This is a genomic window from Olleya sp. KKT75, assembly GCF_055635485.1.
In genome coordinates this window covers 692,359-714,932 of the sequence record NZ_CM145759.1, presented here as the reverse complement: position 1 = coordinate 714,932, position 22,574 = coordinate 692,359, and the positions used below count along the sequence as shown (strand labels likewise).

Here is a 22,574-nt window from a genome sequence, read left to right as displayed (position 1 = left end):
GATAGCCTTTTGGTTTTTAGCCAATAGCAAAAAATAGAATATATAATAGAAATAAAAAATTAGGTTATTTATTAGTAGTTAGTCGCTACATATAAATGATTAAGAGCCCAAAAATATGGACGTTTTAAAAATAGCAACAGCAGGAAGTGTAGATGATGGTAAAAGTACTTTAATTGGTAGATTACTATACGATACAAAATCACTGACTTCAGATAAGTTAGAAGCTATAGAAAAGAAGAGTAAACAATTAGGTTATGATTATCTTGATTTTTCTTTAGCAACGGATGGTTTAGTAGCAGAAAGAGAGCAAGGTATTACAATAGATGTTGCACATATTTATTTTTCGACAGCAACTAAAAGTTACATTATTGCAGATACACCAGGTCATGTTGAATATACAAGAAACATGGTTACAGGTGCCTCTACATCTCAAGCAGCTATTGTTTTAATAGATGCAAGAAAAGGGGTGATCGAGCAAACTAATCGTCACTTTTTTATCAATAATCTATTGCGTATAAAAACAGTAATTGTAGCGATAAATAAAATGGATTTGGTTGATTTTTCTGAAGAAAGATATAACGAAATTAAAGCTGACTTCGAAGCATTAATGAGTAAGCGTGATTATCAAGATCAAAGCATTACGTTTATTCCTGTAAGTGCATTAAAAGGGGATAATGTTGTTAATAAATCTGATAATACACCTTGGTACACTGGTGAAACTTTGTTAGAGCATTTAGAAAGTATTGATCAAAAGGATGTGTTTAATGCAGGGACACCAAGATTTCCTGTACAATATGTTATTCGCCCAAAAACGGAAGAATATCATGATTTTAGAGGCTATGCAGGAAAAGTGTATGGTGGTGAATTAAGTGTTGGTGATGATGTTGTAATCTTACCATCACAAACTAAATCTAAAATTAAAGAGATTCATTTTTACGATCAAAAAGTACAAACAGCTTCACGACGCTCATCAGTATTAATTACGCTAGAGGATGATGTCAATATTAGTCGTGGTGACATGATTGTTAAAGCTAATGATTTACCAACAATTGATAAAAAATTTACGGCAACTATATCTTGGATGGATTCTCAAAATTTAGCAGCAGGGAATAAGTACGTTATTCAGCACGGTGTTAATAAGGTGTTGGCTAAAGTAGATACTATTCACCATAAAATTAATCCAGATTATTCAGGAATAGAGGAATCTGTTCAGGGCTTGGGTATGAATGATATTGCAACTGTTACGTTTAAATTAAACAAACCAGTGTTTTATGATGCCTTTAAAGACCATAGGACAAATGGATCTTTTATTATTATAGATACTAAATCTAATAATACGGTAGGAGCAGGGTTTATTCAATAGAAATATTGAATACCCAACACACCTAAATAAATTCATTTTCAATACCCTATTAAATCTATAGGGATTATATATAATTAAATGCAAAGTTTTAGAACAGAAATTGAAAACCCTTTAGTACAAAAGGATATTGTTGAATTAGCCAATAAGATTGAGCTGTTTAATAACGGGAAAATTGATGAAGAAAAATTTAGAAGTTTACGTTTAGCACGTGGGGTTTACGGTCAGCGTCAGGAAGGCGTACAAATGATTAGAATAAAACTACCTTACGGGAAAGTGTTAAGTAACCAATTGCGTCGTATTGCCGAGGTGTCTGATGAGTATTCTAGAAGTAGGTTGCACATTACTACACGTCAAGACATCCAAATCCACTATGTAGATTTACAACGTACGCCAGAACTTTGGGCAGAATTAGAGCGTGATAATGTCACACTAAGGGAAGCTTGTGGTAATGCGGTAAGAAACGTAACAGCTAGTGAAACTGCAGGGATAGATCGTAACGAGCCTTTTGATGTGTCTCCATATGCGGATGCTGTTTTTAAATTCTTTTTACGAAACCCAATCTGTCAAGAAATGGGACGAAAATTTAAAGTGTCTTTTTCTGGTACAGATGAAGATACTGGTTTATCATACATGCACGATTTAGGATTTATTGCTAAGATTGAAAACGGTGTTAAAGGATTTAAAGTAATGCTTGGTGGTGGACTGGGGTCTCAGCCAAGACACGCAGATTTGTTTTATACCTTTTTAGCTTCAGACAAAATCATTCCATTAATGGAAGGTGTTTTAAGAGTTTTTGATCGTTATGGCGAACGTAAAAGTCGTGCGAAAGCAAGATTAAAATTTTTAATAAAAGATATTGGTTTAGAAGCGTTTAAAATTTTAGTTGAAGAAGAACAAAATGCAATAGAATTTAAGACGGTTACTATTGATGAAGCCAATTATTCAGCTTCAATACCGGTGTCAGTTAAAGCTCCGGTTATAACTATTGAGGATACAGAAACTTATAATTTATGGCAAGCGACTAATGTAATACCACAAAAGCAAAACGGTTATTTTGCTATTGGTATTAAAGTGTTATTAGGCGATTTTTACACAGATAAAGCAAGATTATTAGCAGATTTGGTGGAGCAGTATGCTGCTGGAGAAATCCGTTTATCATTAAGACAAAACATCTTAATTCCGTTTGTGAAAGCAGAGTTGCTCCCATTTTTTTATACTGAATTAAAAAAATTAGGGTTTACGGAAGCCGGTTATAATAAAGCTGTAGATATTACAGCTTGTCCTGGTACTGATACCTGTAATTTAGGTATTGCTAGTAGTACGGGAATAGCGGAAGAATTGGAACGTGTTATAAAAGCAGAATATCCTCAATACTTATCTAATCAAGATTTAGTGATTAAAATTAGTGGGTGTATGAATGCTTGTGGACAACACAATATGGCAAATATTGGTTTTCAAGGGATGTCTATTCGTACAAAAGATAAGCTGGTTGCTCCTGCATTACAAGTGCTTTTAGGTGGTGCAAATCTTGGAGATGGTAATGCTTATTTTGCAGATAAGGTTGTAAAAGTCCCAAGTAGAAGAGGTCCAGAAGCGTTGCGTCGTATTTTAAACGATTTTGAAGCTAATGCTAACGGGCTTGTGTTTTCTGAATATTATAAACAACAAGGCGAAAAGTATTTTTATCAATTACTTACAGATTTATCTGATGTTGACAACCTAACACAAGAAGATTTTATTGATTGGGGAACCGAAGAAGCTTATGTTAAAGCTATTGGTGTTGGAGAGTGTGCAGGTGTTGTTATTGATTTAATTGCAACATTATTTCTTGAAAGTGATGAAAAAATTGCAGAAGCGCAACAATCCTTTAATGACAAAGTTTACTCGGGTGCTATCTACGAAGCGTACCGATCTATGGTTAATTCCGCGAAAGCGATATTAATTTCTGAAAACATAAAAACAAATACACAAGCTGGTATTGTAAGTCAGTTTGACGAGTTGTTTGTGGCCTCAAATAAAATAGACTTAGGAGTTTCTTTTTCAGATTTAATCTACCAAATAAAAGTGTTTCCTCCAACGGAAGCGTTTGCTTCTCGATATATCCAAAATGCAACGCAGTTTTTGGAGAAAGTAAGAACATTTAGAGAACAAGCAATCGCAACCGTTTAATAATATTAAAATCACGTACTCATGATAAATCCAAGATTAACAGTTGTTGGCGCAGGGCCAGGAGATCCAGAATTAATTACATTAAAAGCAATAAAGGCTATACAGTCTGCCGATGTTATAATGTATGATGCTTTGGTTAATAAAGCACTATTGGAGTACGCTTCAAAAAATGCAGAACTTATTTTTGTGGGTAAACGTAAAGGTTGTTATGCTTACCAGCAAAATCAAATTAACGAATTAATTGTGGTGCGCGCTTTAAGAGGTAATCATGTGGTTAGATTAAAAGGTGGAGATCCATTTATTTTTGGTCGTGGTGCAGAGGAGTTGGAATATGCTAAGGAATATGCAATTGAAGTAGCAGTGGTTCCTGGTATTTCTTCGTCTTCTGCAGTGCCAGCTTATCAAGGTATTCCGCTTACAAAGCGAAATGCTTCAGAAAGTTTTTGGGTAATTACAGGGACGACAAAATCTCATGAAATTTCGTCAGATATTGCATTAGCAGCACAATCTACAGCAACCGTGGTTGTATTAATGGGTATGGGGAAGTTGTCAGAGATTGTTTCCATTTTTACTTTGGAAGGTAAGGCAGATACAGCAATTGCGGTTATTCAGAATGGCACCCGAGAGGATGAAAAAGTAGGGATTGGTAAGATCAGTACTATTGAAGCTATTGTCGCAGAAAAGCAATTGTCGTCACCAGCAATTATAATTATTGGAGAGGTGGTTAATCAACGTGTTAATTTAGATACGATGTACGAAAAAGCAAATCAAGCTAGTCGAATCAAACAACGTGCAATCGCATAATAATTATGGAAAGAAATAATCTATATCCGGTATTTTTAAAAGTTAAAAACTTAGAAGTTTTGATTATTGGAGGCGGTTTTGTTGCTGAAGAAAAACTAACGTTTTTGTTAAAGTCAAGTCCAGATGCTAATGTTACTATGGTGTCTCCCATGTTTAGAGAAGGCACTATAAAAATAGCCGACACAGGAAATGTTACAAGGATAATTAATACGTATAACGATTCTTATTTAGAAGGTAAACATATGGTTGTTGCAACTACAGATTTACCCGAGGTAAATGTTCAGGTTTATAATGCTTGTCGCGCACAAAGTAAGTTAGTTAACGTGGCTGATAATCCGCCATATTGTGATTTTTATATGGGTGGTATTGTGACTAAAGGTAACGTAAAGGTTGCTATCTCTACCAACGGGAAGTCGCCAACCACAGCAAAGCGATTACGTCAGTTTTTTGAAGACGTGATACCAGAAAATATTGATGATTTAGTAAAAAATCTAAACGAATATAGAAAAACTATAAAAGGAGATTTTGAACAAAAAGTCGAAACATTAAATGAATTTACTAAAGGCTTAGTTGAAAAAATAAAATAGTATGATTAAAACAGATATATTAATAATAGGAGCTGGACCAACAGGTTTATTTACCGTTTTTGAAGCGGGATTGTTAAAATTAAAGTGCCATTTAATTGATGCACTACCACAACCTGGAGGACAATGTTCTGAATTATATCCTAAAAAACCAATTTATGATATTCCTGGTTTTCCAGAGATTTTGGCAGGGGATTTAACGGGTAATCTATTGGAGCAAGGTAAGCAGTTTGAGCCAGGGTTTACTTTAGGAGAACGTGCAGAAACAATAGATAAACAAGAGGATGGTAGTTTTATTGTAACTACTAATAAAGGGACAAAACACCATGCGCCAATTGTAGCTATCGCTGGTGGTTTAGGTAGTTTTGAACCAAGAAAACCTAAATTAGAAAATATAGAGCAGTACGAGGATAAAGGGGTTAATTATTTTATTAAAGACCCAGAACTGTATAGAGATAAAAAAGTGATTATTGCTGGAGGAGGAGATTCGGCTTTGGATTGGGCTATATTTTTAGCAGACGTCGCGTCAAGTGTTACTTTAGTACATAGACGAAATGAGTTTAGAGGGGCTTTAGATTCTGTTGAAAAAGTTCAGGAATTAAAATTGTTAAATAAAATAAATTTAATCACGCCGGCTGAAGTTACTGCATTGCATGGAGATGATCATATAACGGGTATTACGGTTTCAAAGGATGGAGAAGCAACCACTTTGGATACTGATTATTTTATTCCGCTTTTTGGGCTATCGCCAAAACTAGGGCCAATTGGTAATTGGGGTTTAGAAATCGAAAAAAATGCGATAAAAGTAAACACGGTTGATTACCAAACTAATATAGATGGTATATTTGCTATAGGAGATGTTAATACCTACGAAGGTAAATTAAAGTTGATTTTATGTGGTTTTCACGAAGCAACATTAATGTGCCAATCGGCTTACAAAATATTAAATCCTGGCAAGAAATTTGTTTTAAAATATACAACTGTAAGTGGTGTAGATGGGTTTGATGGAACACGTAAAGAGTCTCCAAAAGCAGTGGTAAAAGCTATAGTTTGATAAACATGACGTTATTAATACTTTTAGCCAGTGCCCATTATTAATATAGAGTAGTAGCTAAAAGTATTAAATAATATAGTATGCAAAAAGAATTGCAAATTCCATTTAGGTTTAAAGAAAAGGTAGAAGATTTAGCAAAAGAATTGTTTTATTGTGCTTTAGAAGGTTCAGATAAACAAGAACAGCTTTTAGAAGATTTAAAGGCAGACTTTTTTTATGTGTCAAAAGCACTAGATTGCGGTGTTTGTAATACAAAATGGGGGCAGTTTAAAACGGATATAAAAACCTTAAAATCTAAATTGCAATTAGATGCAGAAGCAGCTTATAATAGTGATCCTGCAGCAAAAAGTGTAAAAGAAGTGTACTTAGCGTATCCGGGATTTTATGCGATTGCAATGTATCGTATAAGTCATATATTATGGCTATTAGAAATCCCTATTTTACCAAGAATGATTTCGGAATATGCACATGGTATAACAGGTACAGATATTCATCCGGGAGCAACTATTGGAGCCTCATTTTTTATAGATCATGCAACGGGAGTTGTAATAGGTGAAACTGCTGTTATACATAATAATGTTATTATTTACCAAGGGGTAACTTTAGGTGGTATAACTGTAGAAAAAGCATTGAAAAACACAAAACGACATCCAACAATACATGATAACGTAACTATTTATGCTAATGCAACCATATTAGGTGGTGATGTTGTTATTGGAAAAGGGTGTGTAATTGGTGCCAATGTTTGGATTACAAAGTCTATACCGGAGAATGCATTGGTTACTTACAAGTCAGATATAAAAATAACTAATAGATAAGTTATGAGTGTTTTAAAGCAAATAGGAAATACACCGTTAGTAGAGTCTACAAATTTAGTTTCTAAGCCTAACGTCAAATTATTTCTAAAACTAGAAGGTAATAATCCTGGCGGAAGTGTAAAAGACAGACCTGCTTATAATATGATTGCCGAAGCTGTAAAACGAGGTGACATAAAAAAAGGGGGACATATCGTAGAGGCTACAAGTGGTAATACAGGTATTGCACTAGCTTATGTTGCAAGTTTATTTGGGATTAATATCTCTTTGGTAATGCCAGAAAATGCAACAATAGAACGTGTTAAAACAATGCGTGCTTATGGTGCAGAGGTAGTATTGACAAGTGCAGAAAAGGGAATAGAAGGTGCTAGGGATGTTGCTTTTAATATGAGAGACCAAAAAGGGTATTTATTATTAAATCAATTTGAAAATAATGACAATTGGAAAGCACATTATAAAACCACAGGGCCTGAAATTTGGAGAGATACCAACGGGACAATAACTCATTTTGTCTCAGCAATGGGAACCACAGGAACCATAATGGGCAACTCTACATATCTAAAAGAAAAAAACAGTAATATCCAGATTATTGGTGCACAACCAATGGATGGTTCTAGGATACCAGGAATAAGAAAATGGTCTCCAGATTACGTGCCAAGTATTTTTGATGCCTCTAAAGTTGATCAAATAGTAGAAGTTAGTCAGGACGAAGCTATTGCTATGACAAGACGATTAGCAAAGGAAGAAGGTATTCTTGCAGGTATGAGTAGTGGTGGCTCTGTAGCGACTGCTTTAAAAATAATTGAAACCTTAGATGAAGGTGTTGTTGTTGCTATTATTTGTGACCGTGGCGATCGTTACTTGTCTTCAAGTTTATTCGAATAGTAATTCTGTAATAACTACGCTACACTTTATTTAAATTAGTTACTTTTGTGCCCTAACTTTCAGTATTTAAATGAAGTATTATTTTAGTTGTTTACTCTTGATTTTTGGAGTGTTTGCTTTGGCTCAAGAAGAAAAAAATCCGTTTACATTAGATCTTAACCTTTTTTATGGAAACATAGCGGAGCATAATAGTGATATTTCACATTTAATAAAAGGGCATCCTACAGGATTTATTTTAAGTTATAATCAAAAAACATTTGGTAAAAAAGCTTGGGAAAGTAGATTTAACTACCCAGATTATGGGGCTTCAGTTATTTATCAAGATTTAAAAAACGAAACTTTAGGAAATAATTTTGGTGTTTATGCGCACTATAATTTTTACTTTTTCAATCGTAACTTAATGTTTAGGATTGGTCAGGGTTTAGCATATAATACTAATCCATATGACAAAGTAGATAATTACCTTAACAACGCATTTGGTACAGCCATATTAAGTAGCACTTATTTAATGCTTAATTATAAAAAGGAAAACCTATTTAAAGGTTTTGGGTTGCAAACGGGTTTGACTTTAATACATTATTCCAATGCTAACGTAAAGGCACCTAACAGTTCTATAAATAGTATCGCTTTTAATTTAGGAGTAAATTATATTTTTGATTCAGAAAACACCACGGAATTTATCGAACATGTAGACCAAGCATTTACTGAGAAAGTAAAATATAACTTTGCTTTAAGAACAGGAGTTAACGAGAGTGATATTATTAATACTGGTCAGTATGCCTTTTACGTAGTGTCTGCTTATGCGGATAAACGTTTAAATCATAAAAGTGCGATTCAAGCAGGTACAGATGTATTTTTCTCTAATTTTTTGAAAACTCATATTAGATATAAATCTGTTGCTTTTCCGGAAGATAATGTGTCAGGAGATGAGGATTATAAACGTGTTGGAGTATTTGTAGGACACGAATTGTTTATTAGTAAAACATCATTAATAACCCAGTTAGGTTACTATGTGTATTATCCTTTTGATTTTGAAGGACGTGTTTATAATAGAATAGGTCTAAAACGTTATTTTGGAAATAAAATGTACGGTGCATTAACCTTAAAGTCACATGGTGCAAAAGCAGAGGCAGTCGAATTTGGAATTGGAATACGTCTGTAATTTGTTATTTCGCGCTTGACGCGGAAACTTTTTAAAATTTAAAACATACCGCTTACGCGGAAATTATATGAAAAAAATATTACTTATTTTAACTACAGTTTTTCTGTTAGGGTGCAATTCGGAAAATGCTCCAGATTGTTTTCAAAGTACAGGAGATATCATTCAGCAGGACATTGAAGTTGATTTGTTTACTAAAATATTAGTTTACCAAAATGTAGAGTTGTTTGTTGAACAAGGATTAACTCAAAAGGTGGTTTTAGAAACAGGCGAAAACTTGCTGAATGACACACAAGTTTATGTTGAGAATGGACAATTAATTTTAAAAGATAATAACGGATGTAATTTGACAAGAGATTACGGTGTTACTAAAGTTTATGTTACTACACCAAATCTAATTGAAATAAGAAATAGCAGTGCTTTTGATGTAAATAGTATTGGTATGCTAAACTTCCCTGAATTAAGGTTGTTGTCAGAAGATTATAATGGAGAATACTATAATGTGGGTAATTTTAATTTAGAAGTTACTTGTACTAATTTATCAGTGGTAATTAATAATGTAACTACAAATATCATTTCTGGAACGACTGAAAATTTAAATATAAATCACGCGTCTGGTGATGGTCGTTTTGAGGGTCGTAATTTAATAGCACAAAATGTTACCATCTACCACAGAGGTAGTAATGATATTATTGTTAACCCTCAGGTTAGCTTAATAGCTAATTTGGTTAGTACAGGAGATGTTATAGCTGTAAATACGCCATCAACAGTTACAAAATCAGAACTATTTGATGGACGAGTAATTTTTGAGTAACTTAACTAGTTAGCTCTTGAAATAAAGTTTCTAAACTCGCGTTTTTCTGATTAAGCTGAAGAATCTTAAGTTCGTTATCATGTGCAAAATCAAACACGTTACTGCGCATATCTTCAGAGGTTTCAAAAGTGATTTCGTAAATAAAATCATGTGTATTTTTTACCTTTTTAGCATTGGGTAATCTAAGTAAAAAAGCATCTTCTACTCTGTAGTCAAACTCGACAACAACAATTTGTGCTTGTCCATCGCGTAAGTCTTTTAGTTTTTTATTGGCAACAATTTCGCCTTTATTAATAATAATCACACGATCACACATAGCTTCTACTTCTTGCATAATATGTGTTGATAAAAAGACAGTTTTGTCTTTTCCTAAATTTTTAATTAGGTTTCTGATATCAATTAATTGATTTGGATCTAAGCCGGTTGTGGGTTCGTCTAAAATTAAAACCTCTGGATTGTGCAGTAAAGCATTTGCTAGGCCAACACGTTGTCTGTATCCTTTACTTAGTTGTCCAATGGTTTTATGTGCTTCTGGTGTTAATCCTGTTAATTTAATAACCTCTTCAATACGTGTTTTGTCAACATTATAGACGCTGGCATTAAAGCTTAGGTACTCTCTTACATATTGTTCTAAATACAAAGGATTATGCTCAGGTAAATAGCCTACACTTTTCTGTACGTTTTTGGTGTCTGTTAAAATATCGTGGCCATTAACAGCCGCTTCACCTTCGGTAGGACTAATATATGTGGTTAAAATCTTCATCATTGTAGACTTTCCGGCACCATTAGGCCCTAAAAAACCAACAATTTCGGGACGATCGATTTCAAAAGAAATATTATTTAAAGCTTTCTGTGAGCCGTAAACTTTAGTGATGTTTTCAACTTTAATAGACATACTTGTAATGTTTACTCAAAAATAGACATTCTGTAATTTAAACCACACATTATTAATAAATCTTTAAATCTTTACTAAAAAGCACAAAAATAGATGCTTAGTGTTTTGTTATATCATTTTATTATTTACTTTAGCAGTATTATTACAAACATGAGCACAATAAACACTACATATTTCAGCTGGTATTATTTCTTTTTTAACAAAAGGAACGAGACACTGTATATGTAATTTTACAACATATATTTTTTAAAAAGTCTCGATATATATCGAGACTTTTTTTGTTTTTATAGGTCATGATTGTGTAAAAAAAGAATGAGGTAAATCAGTAAAAAAATAATAATTTGATAAAATCAGTAGCCATACAAGGTATAAAAGGATCGTTTCATCACATTGTGTCTCAAAATTACTTTAAGACGCCTGTTAATATAGCGCCATTTATGTCTTTTGATCAAACGGTAGATAGTGTTCTTAAAAAGGAGACGGATGCAGCTATAATGGCTATAGAGAATTCAATTGCAGGTTCTATTATTCCTAATTACGCATTAATAGATACTAATAATTTGCACATTGTTGGCGAGTATTATTTGGATATTCAGCATAATTTAATGGCGCTTCCCAATCAAAAGATAGAGGACATTACAGAAGTGTATTCTCATCCTATGGCGTTGTTACAATGTAAAGCCTTTTTTAAACAATATCCTCATATTAAACTTATAGAAGATAAGGATACTGCTGAGGTTGCGGAGCGTATCCATAAAAAACAATTAAAAAACACTGGGGCTATTGCTAGTGCTTTAGCTGCAGAGATATTTGAGTTAGATATTTTAGCAAAAAGTATTCAGACGATTAAGCATAACGAGACCCGTTTTGTTATTGTAAAAGAAGATAATTCTGAAATCGCTGAAGCGGAAATTAATAAAGCATCTATCAAATTTGAATTAGATCATAAAAGAGGAAGTTTAGCAACCATTTTGAATGTTATGAGTGATTGCAAATTAAACTTAACAAAAATACAGTCTTTACCAATAATTGAAACTCCTTGGAAATATGCCTTTTTTGTAGATGTTACATTTCAGGATTATCAAGATTTTAAAAAAGCCAAATCTATAATGGATATTATGGCCACACATTTTAAGATTATTGGTCAATATAAAAATGCGAAAATATAATGAAAGTAGCTAATAGATTACATAGTGTAGAGGAATACTACTTTTCTAAAAAATTAAAGGAGGTCAATGCTTTAAAAGCAGCAGGAAAACCTATCATTAATTTAGGAATTGGAAGCCCAGATTTACAACCATCAAAACAAGTTGTTACAGCGTTAACAGCAGGTTTGTTAGATGCTAATGCACATAAGTATCAAAGTTATCAAGGCTTACCAGAGTTTAGGCAAGCTATTGCGGATTTTTATAAAGCACATTATAACGTATCAATTAATCCAGATGCAGAAGTGTTACCATTAATGGGAAGCAAAGAGGGAATTATGCATATATCTATGGCTTTTTTAAATAAAGGTGATAGCGTATTAATTCCTAATCCAGGATATCCAACGTATGCAGCTGTGACTAAATTAGTGCAAGCTAATCCTATCACTTATAATTTAGATCAAAGTAATAATTGGTTACCTAATTTAGAGGAGATTGAAACCTTAGATTTAAGTAACGTTAAGATTATGTGGACCAGTTATCCGCATATGCCAACAGGTGCTAAAGCGTCTAAAACGGATTTGAAAAAGTTAGTCGATTTTGCTAAAAAGCATGATATTTTACTAGTAAATGATAATCCTTATAGTTTTATTTTAAATAATAATCCATTAAGTATTTTAAATGTTGAAGGTGCAAAGGATGTTTGTTTGGAGCTAAATTCTCTAAGTAAAACTTTTAATATGGCTGGTTGGAGAATTGGAATGGTTTTAGGAAGTCCAGAACATATAAACGCAATTTTAAAAGTAAAAAGTAACATGGATTCTGGTATGTTTTACGGGATTCAAAAAGGAGCAATAGCAGCATTAAATAGTCCGCAAGAGTGGTTTGATAGTTTAAATACGGTATACACAACACGTCGTGAATTAGTTTGGCAGTTAGCAGATAAATTAAACTGTACCTATGATAAAGAAGCTTCAGGTTTATTTGTTTGGGCAAAAGCACCAGAAGGTTACAAGTCAGAAACATTTATAGATACTTTGTTACACGATAAAAGCCTATTTATAACACCAGGGACGGTTTTTGGAACACAAGGCGAAGGGTATGTAAGATTTTCGTTATGTGCAACTGTAGAGCAAATAGAAGAAGCAATAGCAAGAGTATGATACAAAATATATACATAATTGGTGTTGGATTAATTGGCGGTAGCTTGGCGTTGGACATAAAAAATAAACGTCCTGAAGTTACAGTTTATGGTATTGATAAATCCGAAGACCACATCAATCAAGCTTTAGAGCTTGGTGTTATTGATCATAAAGCCACTTTTGAAGATTTAGATAAGGCAGATTTAGTAGTATTAGCTATTCCTGTGGATGCTTCTGTTAGTGTTTTGCCCGATGTGCTTGATAAAATATCAGATTTTACGTTAGTTGCTGATGTTGGTTCGACTAAGTCTGATATCTGCAAAGTGGTAGCGAACCATCCAAGACGACGCAATTTTTTAGCAATGCATCCTATTGCAGGAACTGAGTTTTCAGGACCAAAAGCAGCAATCAGAGATTTGTTTAATCAAAAGACAAATATTATTTGCGAAGTAGAAAAAACAGCCTTCAAGCTACAAGAAAAAGCAGTCGGTTTGTTTACGGAAATAGGAATGCGTATGCGTTATATGAATCCAGAATCTCATGATAAACATATTGCTTATGTGTCGCATTTATCACATATTAGTGCATTTATGTTAGGGAAAACGGTCATTGAAAAAGAAAAAAACGAGCGTGATATTTTTGATATGGCGGGTTCGGGATTTGAAAGCACAGTAAGATTAGCAAAAAGTAGTCCTGCCATGTGGACACCAATTTTTAAACAGAATAAAACTAATGTAGTCGAAACATTAGAGGATTACATCGCTAATTTAACACAGTTTAAAAACCTTATAGAAAACGATGATTTTGAAGGTGTCTTTAACGAAATGAAAGACACCAATTACATCAAACAAATATTAAACGGAATACAATAAATAGTAACATTCTATAAAATTTTATAGGATTAGATAAGAAGATTATGGAAAACAAAAAAGAAATGAGAAACTGGTTGGATGACATGAAGTTAGATCATCCATTAGTAATCGCTGGACCATGTAGTGCAGAGACAGAAGAGCAAGTATTAAAAATAGCGCACGAGCTAAAAGATACGGATGTTAGCTATTTTAGAGCAGGTATATGGAAACCACGTACTAGACCAGGAATGTTTGAAGGTGTTGGTGCTTTAGGTTTAAATTGGCTTAAAAAAGTAAAAGAAGAAACAGGTATGAAAACCTGTACAGAAGTTGCTAATGCGGCACACGTAAAATTAGCTATAGAAAATGATGTTGACTTACTTTGGATTGGAGCGCGATCTACAGTTAGTCCATTTATCATGCAAGAATTAGCAGATGCATTGGCAGGAACAGATAAGATTGTATTAGTTAAAAATCCAGTAAATCCAGATTTAGCCTTATGGTTAGGTGGTATTGAAAGATTATATACTGCGGGTATTAAAAACTTAGGAGCAATCCATAGAGGGTTTTCTACTTACGAAAAAACGAAGTATAGAAACATTCCAGAATGGCAAATTGCTATTGAGTTTCAAAACAGATTTCCAGATTTACCATTAATAAACGATCCATCGCATATTACTGGAAAACGTGATATGGTTTTTGATGTTTCTCAAACTGCATTAGATTTAAATTTTGATGGTTTAATGATTGAAACACATACAGATCCTGATAATGCATGGAGTGATGCTGCACAGCAAGTAACACCTGCATCTTTAATTCAAATGATGGTAGATTTAAAGATTAGAAAAGAATCTGATCCAGAAGCAGAATACAATCAGGAATTAACTAACCTAAGAGCGCAAATTGATGTTGTGGATAATCAGATTATCGAAGCTTTAGGTAAACGTATGAAAATTGCTGATGGAATAGGAGGTCTTAAAAAACAGAAAAACGTTGCAGTTTTACAAAGTAAACGTTGGAACGAGATTTTAGGAAAAATGGTTTTAGAAGGTGAGTCTAAAGGTCTAAGTGAAGAGTTTATCTTAAAAATGTTTAAGGCTATTCATCAAGAGTCTATTAATCATCAAGAAAAAATTATAAAAGGATAATTTTAGTTTTGAATATAAAAAAAAGCCTCTTAAATTTAAGAGGCTTTTTTGTGTTTTAAAGTGTTCGTTTAAACGTATATCTTGTAATAAAAATACCTTTACCATCACCTTTTCCTCCTTCACTTTCAACACCAGTATTAATAAAGGCTAATTCCCATCCTTGGGCAACCATGTCGTTAACTTTTGAAGTCATAACAGCATCGTTAGCAGCTATATTTTGAAATCTAATTCCACCTAAATTATAAAAGTTTAATAGCTTAGTTTCGTCATAATTTTTAACTCTGATTTCACTTCTTTTAGATTTGTTTTTTTCATCAGAATCTTTATCGTCAGAGCGCACAGTTGTATATTCTTTGTAATCTTTAGTCTCATTTGCAGATATCATTCTAGAACGACCTAAGCCATTAGGTACTATAGATTCTACAACAGTTACAACTTTATACTCTACCTGAGCTCTATTGTCAGATTTAGTAATAAAAGAAAAAGAAATAAAGCCTACTATGGCTAAAGCGATAAATAAATAGTTTTTTTTCATAATATGTGTTTAGATTAAGACACGAAGTTAATAAAAAAAATAAACAGACCAAGGATACCATTTGATACTGATTTTTGTTGGTTGAGACCATAATAATTTTCATATTTGTAATAATGACAGGACGCGTATATAAATCTACAGGAAGCTGGTACACAGTAAAGACCGAATTAGGTCAAACTTACGAGTGCAGAATAAAAGGTAAGTTTAGACTTAAAGGTATTAAAAGTACAAATCCAATTGCGGTTGGAGATTTTGTAGACTTTGAATTGGATACAAAATCAGATAAAGAAACAGGGGTTATTGACAAAATTCACGATAGACAAAACTATATTGTGCGTAAGTCTGTAAACCTGTCTAAGCAAACGCATATAATTGCTTCAAATATTGATTTAGTCTTTTTATTGGTCACGATAGACAATCCACCAACATTTACAAGTTTTATTGATCGCTTTTTAGTTACTGCGGAAGCTTATGATATAAAAGCAGTTTTGTTATTTAATAAAATTGATACTTATGATCAAGATACTTTGGATGAGGTTAGATACCTAGCTCATGTATACAGACATATTGGTTATGAGTGTATTGGTATTTCGGCGAAGACCGGAAAAAATCTAGACCAAGTTAAGGCGCTAATGGAGGGCAAGGTTAGTATGTTTACAGGACATTCTGGTGTTGGAAAATCTACATTAGTTAATGCAATAGAGCCTACTTTGGATCTAAAAACAAAAGCAATATCATCACAACATATGCAAGGTCAACACACCACAACATTTGCAGAGATGTTTGATTTAAGTTTTGATGCACGAATTATTGACACGCCCGGTATAAAAGGGTTTGGAATAGTCGATATGGAAAAGGAAGAAATTGGAGATTATTATCCCGAATTTTTTGCTTTAAAACAAGACTGTAAATTTAATAACTGTTTGCATATAGAAGAACCTAAATGTGCGGTTAAAGAGGCATTAGAAAAAGATGAAATTGCAGCATCACGATACAAAAGTTATGTACAACTTATTGAAGGGGATGATGAACATTACAGAACCGATATTTGGGAAAAAGAATAAATGAAAGCAGTTATCCAGCGTGTTAGTAAAGCTAGCGTTACCATTGAAGATAAAAAGGTAGCTAGTATTGATAATGGATTACTGGTTTTACTTGGTATTGTTGCAGAGGATACGGAAGAAGACATTAAATGGTTGGTCAATAAAATTGCTAATTGTCGTATTTTTAATGATGATAATCAAGTCATGAATTTATCGCTTATAGACTCCAAAGGTGATATTATTGTTGTTAGTCAATTTACACTACACGCAAGTACAAAAAAAGGTAACAGGCCAAGTTATATAAAAGCAGCAAGACCTGATGTGGCAATACCATTGTATGAGGCGTTTGTTAAATCAATACAATTAGTTTTAGGGAAGCCCGTTCAAACCGGTCAATTTGGTGCAGACATGAAAGTCGAACTGGTAAATGACGGTCCAGTGACAATAATTATGGACTCTAAAAATAAAGAGTAATCTTCTGATTTTTCATGTATAGTTCCTGTTTTTGTTGAATAAATTAAAATGTAGGATATTTATTACTGTTTTCGTTTTAATTAGTACCGAACAGTTTTCGTTTTTATCATAATATGTCTATATTGTTGGCTAATTAGATGTAATGCCTACAAACACATTCTTAAAAAGTATACTATGTATGCTTTTCTTTTCAGTCAACGTATTTTCTCAAGATAGTTACCAAGCTATAGTTTTAAATCCTGATTTACAATCAAACGCAAATGCTATAGTACGATCTAGTACAATAGATATCAGTATTGAAGCAAGGGATAAAATAGTTATTACAGAGCAACGCGTTGTTACTGTTTTAAACGAAAGAGGTCAAAGACACGTTGGAGCGGTCGTGTATTATGATCAGTCAAAGTCCATCAAAACATTAGAGGCAGTAATTTTTAATGCTTTTGGAAAAGAAATTAAAAAGTTCAAGAAAAAAGATTTTATAGATGTTAGTGTTGCTGACGGTGTATCTATTTTTACAGATAATAGAGCGCGTTATATCGACTACACACCTGTGTCTTATCCATACACTGTAGTGTTTAATTTAGAAGTGGTGTCCTCTAATACTGCTTTTATACCTCAGTGGTTTCCTATTGATGACTATTACTTAAGTGTAGAAAAAGCATCGTATAAAATACAAAATCAAACAGACATACCTTTAGATTTTAAAGCCAGCAACTTAGAAGCGTTTAAAATTGAAAAAATGTCAGACTATAATTATCAAGCCAATAATCTATCAGCGATAAAAAGAGAGGCTTATAGCCCGTCGTTTTATAGCGTGGCACCTTCCGTTAAATTTGCGCTTAAACAATTTAGTATGCTAGGTGTTGAAGGGGATAATAATAGTTGGAGTGATTTTGGTAAATGGATGAGTGATAAGCTAATTGATGGTACTCAAGAACTTCCAGAAATTGTTAAGGTAGAAATTAAAGCACTTACTAAAAATGCAAAAACAGATTTAGAAAAGGCTAAGATTGTATATCAGTTTATGCAAAATAAAACACGTTATATAAGTGTGCAAGTCGGGATTGGAGGTTGGAAGCCTATGCTTGCAAGTGATGTGGATAGATTAGGATATGGAGATTGTAAAGGGTTATCAAATTACACAAAAGCGCTTTTGGATGAGGTTGGAGTTACCTCTTTTTATACAATTGTTTATGGAGGACAAGATGTGCGGAGTATAGATGCATCGTTTTCATCTTTACAAGGTAATCATGCAATACTGTCAATACCCGACAACAATGGTTATATCACTTTAGAGTGCACTAGCCAGTCCACGCCTTTTGGTTACAATGCTAACTTTACAGATGACAGAGACGTTTTAATTGTTACGCCATCTGGAGGTGAAATAGTCCATACAAAAGTATACAGCACAAATGAAAACAGTCAGGTAATTAACTCCAATATTATATTAGATAGTTTAGGAGGGTTTAAAGCCAAGTTAAATATTACTTCTAAAGGGACGCAATACGATAAATACAGACGTATTGAAGTCCAAACAGAAAAAGAAAACCAGCTATATTATAAGGATAATTTTTCGGATATAAATAACCTACAAGTAAATAATATGCTTTTTAACAATGATAAAGATAATATTGTTTTTAAAGAAGATTTAGACCTACAAGTAGACAAGTATGTAACTAAAGCTGGAGACAGGTGGTTAATGCAACCTAACTTTTTTAATAAATTTAAAACAGCACCGCCAAGATATAAAAACAGACAATTGCCTTTTGAGATTGATAGAGGTTTTGTGGACGAAGATCAATATCAAATTACGTTACCAGAGAATGTTAAAGTAGAAGCATTACAGGACGATGTCGTAATAAAAAATAAGTTTGGAGAATATCACTATTCAATAAAACAAACAGATGACAAAAATTTAGTATTCAAAAGAAAAATTATTATAAATAAAGGGCAGTTTTCAAAAGAAGATTATAGTGCTTTTAGAAAATTTAGACTCGCTATTGTTAAACACGATAAATCAAAAATAGTATTAACCACTACTAATTAAATAAATGAAAAAATTAACCATCCTTGCGTTTATGTTTATGTCCGTTGTAGGACAATCACAAAATTTTAAATTTGGAAAAATCAGTAAAGAAGAATTAAAAGAAACCAGTCACCCAAATCATCCTGAGGCAAATGCAGTAGTGTTGTTTAAAAAACAATATACTAGTTTTCCGTTTAATAATGAAGACGGTTTTACGCAAGAGACAAGATATCATGAGCGTATAAAGATATACAATAAGGAAGGCTATGATTGGGCCATAAAAAAGATAAGCTTGTATGATGTTAGTAATACTAGTCAACAAAAAATTGAAGGCCTAAAAGGGTATACTTATACACTAGTAGATGGCGAAATACAAAAAGACAAGCTTAGAAATGAGAATATTTTTGAGAAAAGAACAAGTAAATATTACACGTCTTGTACTTTTACTATGCCAGGATTAAGTGAAGGGTGTGTTATCGAGTTTGAATACTCAATAAAGTCACCTTTCTTAAGTATAGAAGATGTTGTTTTGCAGTATCAAATTCCTATCAATCAAATTGAAGTAGATATTATAACGCCTGAATTTTATAATTATAATAAGGTAGTCAATCCAAAATCTTCTTTTTTACCCAAAATAAATGAATCACAAAAAGTGCGTGATGAAAAGATTCTAACAAAACAAAGTATCTTAGGTAAAACTTCAACCACCAAATTTTCAGAATCAAACCTTGCTTTTAAAGAGAATGTAGTAAGTGTTTACATGGAAGATATTCCAGCATTAAAAGAAGAACCGTTTATAGATAACTTGAATAATTATAGAGCACTAATTGCTTTTGAATACGCGTTTTATAGAGGTCCGGATTTAAAAATAAAAAGTGTGGCTACTAGTTGGGAGCGAGTGACGGAAACAATTTATAATGATGAGGATTTTGGTGGGCAACTTAATAAAAAAAGATATTTTGAAGAGGCAGTGGATGCTGTAATTGCAAAGGCAACCTCTGATGATGAAAAAATTCTATTAATTTTTAACCTAGTTAAAAGTAAAGTTAAGTTTAACGATTACATTGGTTTTATTGCCGAAAATGGTGTTAAAAAAGCATTTAAAGAAGGAACAGGAAATGTAGCGGATATCAATTTAATGTTGGTAGCAATGCTAAGATATACCGGTATAAATGCTAATCCAGTTTTAGTAAGTACAAAAGATAATGGGGTGCCACTTTTTCCAACACGTTCAGGATTTAATTATGTGATTTGCGCAGTAGAGGCACAAGATAGTGTGTTGCTTTTGGATGCTTCTAGTCGTTTTACAAAACCTAACATTATTCCAGAATATGTGATTAATTGGCAAGGAAGATTAATTAGAGAAGACGGAAGTTCGACTTGGATTAGTTTAAGCCCATCAGTACAATCTAAGGATATTGTGTCTGCCAGTGTACAAATCAATGCGGATTTATCAATGGAAGGTAAGTTAAGAAAGGCTTTGACAGCATATCAGGCACTTAGTTATAGAAATAATAAAGCAGGATTAACCAATGAGTCTTTAGTACAAATTATAGAAAAAGGAAATGCAGGACTTGTAGTCTCAGATTTGGAAGTTAAAAACGTTAATAACGTGTATAAACCAATAATGCAATCTTATAATTTTACTTTGGATGGAGCGGTAGAAGATATAGCGGGTAATCTTTACATTTCGCCTTTACTATTTTTAACTAGCGAAGAAAATCCTTTTACACAAGATTCTAGAGCGTATCCAGTAGACTTTGTGTGTCCGCTTTCAGATAAATATATTGTTAACATAGACATACCGGAAGGCTATCAATTAGAGTCTTTGCCAGAAAGCGAAGCAATTAACTTTAATACCGATGCATTAACTTTTTCTTATCTTACAAAACAAATTGGCGATAAAATTCAAATAGTTGTAAATTTGGAGATTAATAACACCTATATATTACCGTCTGATTATAGTAATTTTAAAGAGTTTTATAAAATTATGACAGATAAAAAGGCTGAGAAAATAGTGCTTAAAAAACAATAAAATGGATATTAAAAATGCACAATTAGAAGTAGATAACTGGATAAAAAACCATGGAGTGCGTTATTTTAACGAGTTAACTAATATGGCTCAGTTAACAGAGGAGGTTGGAGAAGTTGCGCGTATTATTGCAAGGCGTTACGGAGAGCAAAGCGAAAAGGAATCTGATAAAAATAAAGATTTAGGAGAAGAGCTTGCAGACGTTATGTTTGTAGTTTTATGTTTAGCAAACCAAACAGGAATAGATTTGCAAGAAGCATTTGATAAAAAGTTAGATATAAAAACAAAACGTGATCACGATAGACATCACAAAAATCAAAAATTAAAATAAAGTTTAGTCATTTCTGCGTAAGCAAAAAGTTAGTATTTACATGAATTTACACCTTAATAAATCAACAATACATAAAGCTTCTACTATCCAAATAACAGGTTCAAAAAGCGAGTCTAATAGATTATTGTTGTTGCAAGCCTTATATCCAGAAATAAAAATAACTAATGTGTCAAATAGTGATGACTCTGTGTTAATGTCAAAAGCATTGGCATCACAGGACAACATTATAGATATACATCATGCAGGGACAGCGATGCGTTTTTTAACCGCATATTTTTCTACGCAAGACGGTAGGGGTATTGAGTTGACGGGTTCTAAACGCATGAAGGAGCGTCCGATAGCAATTCTTGTAGATGCATTAAATCAATTAGGAGCAGATATAAGTTATAAAGAAAATCAAGGATTTCCGCCATTATTAATCAAAGGAAAAAAGCTTACTAAAAATAAGGTAACGCTAAAAGCAAATGTTAGTAGTCAATATATTTCTGCTTTACTATTAATTGCTCCAAAATTAGAAAACGGAATAGAGCTAACACTTGACGGAGAAATTACATCTGTACCGTATATTAAAATGACACTTAGTTTGTTAGAAGAGATTGGTGTAAAAACTAAATTTGAAGGCAATCTAATTACTATAGCACCTAAAAAACAATCAGAAGTTAATGCACAACAGTTAACCGTAGAAAGTGATTGGTCATCAGCGTCGTATTTTTATAGTATTGCTGCTATGTCTGCTATTGGGACAAGTATTACGTTGTCTTCTTACAAACAAAATAGCCTGCAAGGCGATTCCGCTTTAGCGACAATTTACAAATCTTTTGGTGTGACAACAACATTTAAAGACAATAGTGTTACGCTTCAAAAAGTGGAAGGAGTTACTTTGGATACTCAAATTAATTTCGATTTAAAAAACGCGCCAGATATTGCACAAACTATTTCGGTAACCGCATTTGGTTTAGGATTAGAGTGTCATTTAACAGGATTACATACTTTAAAAATTAAAGAAACCGACCGTTTAGTAGCCTTAAAAACCGAAATCGAAAAATTAGGAGGTCAAGTCGCTATTACAGATAACAGTTTGACATTAAAAAAAGCAACTAATAGACAGCAAAATATTACAATAGCAACGTATAATGACCACAGAATGGCTATGGCATTTGCACCATTGGCCTTAAAAGTGCCAATAATTATTGAAGATTCAAAAGTAGTATCAAAATCTTACCCAACGTTTTGGGACGATTTGGCTGCTTTAGGGTTCATTTTTAGCGTTTAATAAATAATAATTGCCCATTTACTTGACAAGGC

The 22,574-nt window shown here is 32.9% G+C and carries 21 protein-coding genes; 19 read left to right on the top strand and 2 right to left on the bottom strand.

Going from position 1 to position 22,574, the window contains the following annotated elements; all coding sequences use genetic code 11:
* Nucleotides 1-115: 115 nt before the first annotated feature.
* The 9 genes from ACZ2G2_RS03185 (at nt 116) to ACZ2G2_RS03145 (ending at nt 9,647) form a co-directional block, all read left to right on the top strand.
* Nucleotides 116-1,363, top strand: a complete 1,248-nt coding sequence (locus tag ACZ2G2_RS03185; RefSeq protein ID WP_470393942.1) for a sulfate adenylyltransferase subunit 1 — start codon at nt 116-118, stop codon at nt 1,361-1,363.
* A 78-nt stretch (nt 1,364-1,441) separates the two neighbouring features.
* The gene (locus ACZ2G2_RS03180) at nt 1,442-3,532 is read left to right on the top strand and encodes a HEPN domain-containing protein (protein WP_101204033.1); all 2,091 of its coding nucleotides are present in this window, start codon (nt 1,442-1,444) and stop codon (nt 3,530-3,532) included.
* Between the two features lie 21 nt (nt 3,533-3,553).
* Nucleotides 3,554-4,336, top strand: coding sequence for a uroporphyrinogen-III C-methyltransferase (cobA, locus tag ACZ2G2_RS03175; RefSeq protein ID WP_470393941.1), 783 nt, complete (start codon nt 3,554-3,556; stop codon nt 4,334-4,336).
* A gap of 5 nt (nt 4,337-4,341) precedes the next feature.
* Nucleotides 4,342-4,923 (top strand): precorrin-2 dehydrogenase/sirohydrochlorin ferrochelatase family protein, encoded by a 582-nt coding sequence (locus ACZ2G2_RS03170; RefSeq protein WP_470393939.1) that lies wholly within the window; start codon nt 4,342-4,344, stop codon nt 4,921-4,923.
* A 1-nt stretch (nt 4,924) separates the two neighbouring features.
* Complete coding sequence (locus ACZ2G2_RS03165) at nt 4,925-5,974, top strand: NAD(P)/FAD-dependent oxidoreductase (protein WP_282069068.1); 1,050 nt, start codon at nt 4,925-4,927, stop codon at nt 5,972-5,974.
* Nucleotides 5,975-6,054: 80 nt separating this feature from the next.
* Nucleotides 6,055-6,792, top strand: a complete 738-nt coding sequence (gene epsC / locus ACZ2G2_RS03160; protein WP_470393937.1) for a serine O-acetyltransferase EpsC — start codon at nt 6,055-6,057, stop codon at nt 6,790-6,792.
* Between the two features lie 3 nt (nt 6,793-6,795).
* Nucleotides 6,796-7,674 carry a cysteine synthase CysM gene (gene cysM, locus ACZ2G2_RS03155; protein ID WP_101204028.1) on the top strand — a complete coding sequence of 293 codons (879 nt, stop codon included), beginning with the start codon at nt 6,796-6,798 and terminating at the stop codon, nt 7,672-7,674.
* A gap of 70 nt (nt 7,675-7,744) precedes the next feature.
* Entirely contained in the window at nt 7,745-8,836 is a 1,092-nt protein-coding gene (locus ACZ2G2_RS03150; protein WP_470393935.1) for an acyloxyacyl hydrolase, read from the top strand.
* Between the two features lie 67 nt (nt 8,837-8,903).
* Entirely contained in the window at nt 8,904-9,647 is a 744-nt protein-coding gene (locus ACZ2G2_RS03145) for a head GIN domain-containing protein (RefSeq protein WP_470393933.1), read from the top strand.
* A 1-nt stretch (nt 9,648) separates the two neighbouring features.
* On the opposite strand, the gene gldA is transcribed toward ACZ2G2_RS03145, so the two are convergent.
* A complete protein-coding gene (gldA, locus tag ACZ2G2_RS03140) occupies nt 9,649-10,542 on the bottom strand; it encodes a gliding motility-associated ABC transporter ATP-binding subunit GldA (RefSeq protein ID WP_090837814.1) in 894 nt (297 codons plus the stop codon).
* Between the two features lie 341 nt (nt 10,543-10,883).
* Between gldA and ACZ2G2_RS03135 the strand changes: the two genes are divergently transcribed.
* From ACZ2G2_RS03135 to ACZ2G2_RS03120, 4 genes are read left to right on the top strand one after another with little or no spacing between them, the layout of a single operon-like run.
* Nucleotides 10,884-11,711: a prephenate dehydratase gene (locus tag ACZ2G2_RS03135; RefSeq protein ID WP_470393931.1), complete on the top strand. Its 828-nt coding sequence runs from the start codon at nt 10,884-10,886 to the stop codon at nt 11,709-11,711.
* Nucleotides 11,708-12,850: a pyridoxal phosphate-dependent aminotransferase gene (locus ACZ2G2_RS03130; RefSeq protein ID WP_470394894.1), complete on the top strand. Its 1,143-nt coding sequence runs from the start codon at nt 11,708-11,710 to the stop codon at nt 12,848-12,850. The genes ACZ2G2_RS03135 and ACZ2G2_RS03130 overlap by 4 nt, the downstream gene beginning before the upstream one ends.
* Entirely contained in the window at nt 12,847-13,701 is an 855-nt protein-coding gene (locus ACZ2G2_RS03125; protein WP_198551080.1) for a prephenate dehydrogenase, read from the top strand. The genes ACZ2G2_RS03130 and ACZ2G2_RS03125 overlap by 4 nt, the downstream gene beginning before the upstream one ends.
* 44 nt (nt 13,702-13,745) lie before the next feature.
* Nucleotides 13,746-14,828 (top strand): bifunctional 3-deoxy-7-phosphoheptulonate synthase/chorismate mutase type II, encoded by a 1,083-nt coding sequence (locus ACZ2G2_RS03120; protein WP_090837809.1) that lies wholly within the window; start codon nt 13,746-13,748, stop codon nt 14,826-14,828.
* A gap of 55 nt (nt 14,829-14,883) precedes the next feature.
* On the opposite strand, the gene ACZ2G2_RS03115 is transcribed toward ACZ2G2_RS03120, so the two are convergent.
* Complete coding sequence (locus tag ACZ2G2_RS03115) at nt 14,884-15,363, bottom strand: hypothetical protein (protein WP_101204023.1); 480 nt, start codon at nt 15,361-15,363, stop codon at nt 14,884-14,886.
* Nucleotides 15,364-15,476: 113 nt separating this feature from the next.
* Between ACZ2G2_RS03115 and rsgA the strand changes: the two genes are divergently transcribed.
* The 6 genes from rsgA (at nt 15,477) to ACZ2G2_RS03085 (ending at nt 22,542) form a co-directional block, all read left to right on the top strand.
* Nucleotides 15,477-16,427 carry a ribosome small subunit-dependent GTPase A gene (rsgA, locus tag ACZ2G2_RS03110; protein ID WP_090837805.1) on the top strand — a complete coding sequence of 317 codons (951 nt, stop codon included), beginning with the start codon at nt 15,477-15,479 and terminating at the stop codon, nt 16,425-16,427.
* Complete coding sequence (dtd, locus tag ACZ2G2_RS03105) at nt 16,428-16,880, top strand: D-aminoacyl-tRNA deacylase (RefSeq protein ID WP_470393929.1); 453 nt, start codon at nt 16,428-16,430, stop codon at nt 16,878-16,880.
* A gap of 178 nt (nt 16,881-17,058) precedes the next feature.
* A complete protein-coding gene (locus ACZ2G2_RS03100; RefSeq protein ID WP_470393927.1) occupies nt 17,059-18,927 on the top strand; it encodes a DUF3857 domain-containing protein in 1,869 nt (622 codons plus the stop codon).
* A gap of 4 nt (nt 18,928-18,931) precedes the next feature.
* Nucleotides 18,932-20,941 (top strand): DUF3857 domain-containing protein, encoded by a 2,010-nt coding sequence (locus ACZ2G2_RS03095; protein WP_470393926.1) that lies wholly within the window; start codon nt 18,932-18,934, stop codon nt 20,939-20,941.
* Between the two features lies 1 nt (nt 20,942).
* Nucleotides 20,943-21,269 (top strand): nucleotide pyrophosphohydrolase, encoded by a 327-nt coding sequence (locus ACZ2G2_RS03090; protein WP_470393924.1) that lies wholly within the window; start codon nt 20,943-20,945, stop codon nt 21,267-21,269.
* Nucleotides 21,270-21,309: 40 nt separating this feature from the next.
* Nucleotides 21,310-22,542, top strand: coding sequence for a 3-phosphoshikimate 1-carboxyvinyltransferase (locus ACZ2G2_RS03085; protein ID WP_470393922.1), 1,233 nt, complete (start codon nt 21,310-21,312; stop codon nt 22,540-22,542).
* Nucleotides 22,543-22,574: the final 32 nt, after the last annotated feature.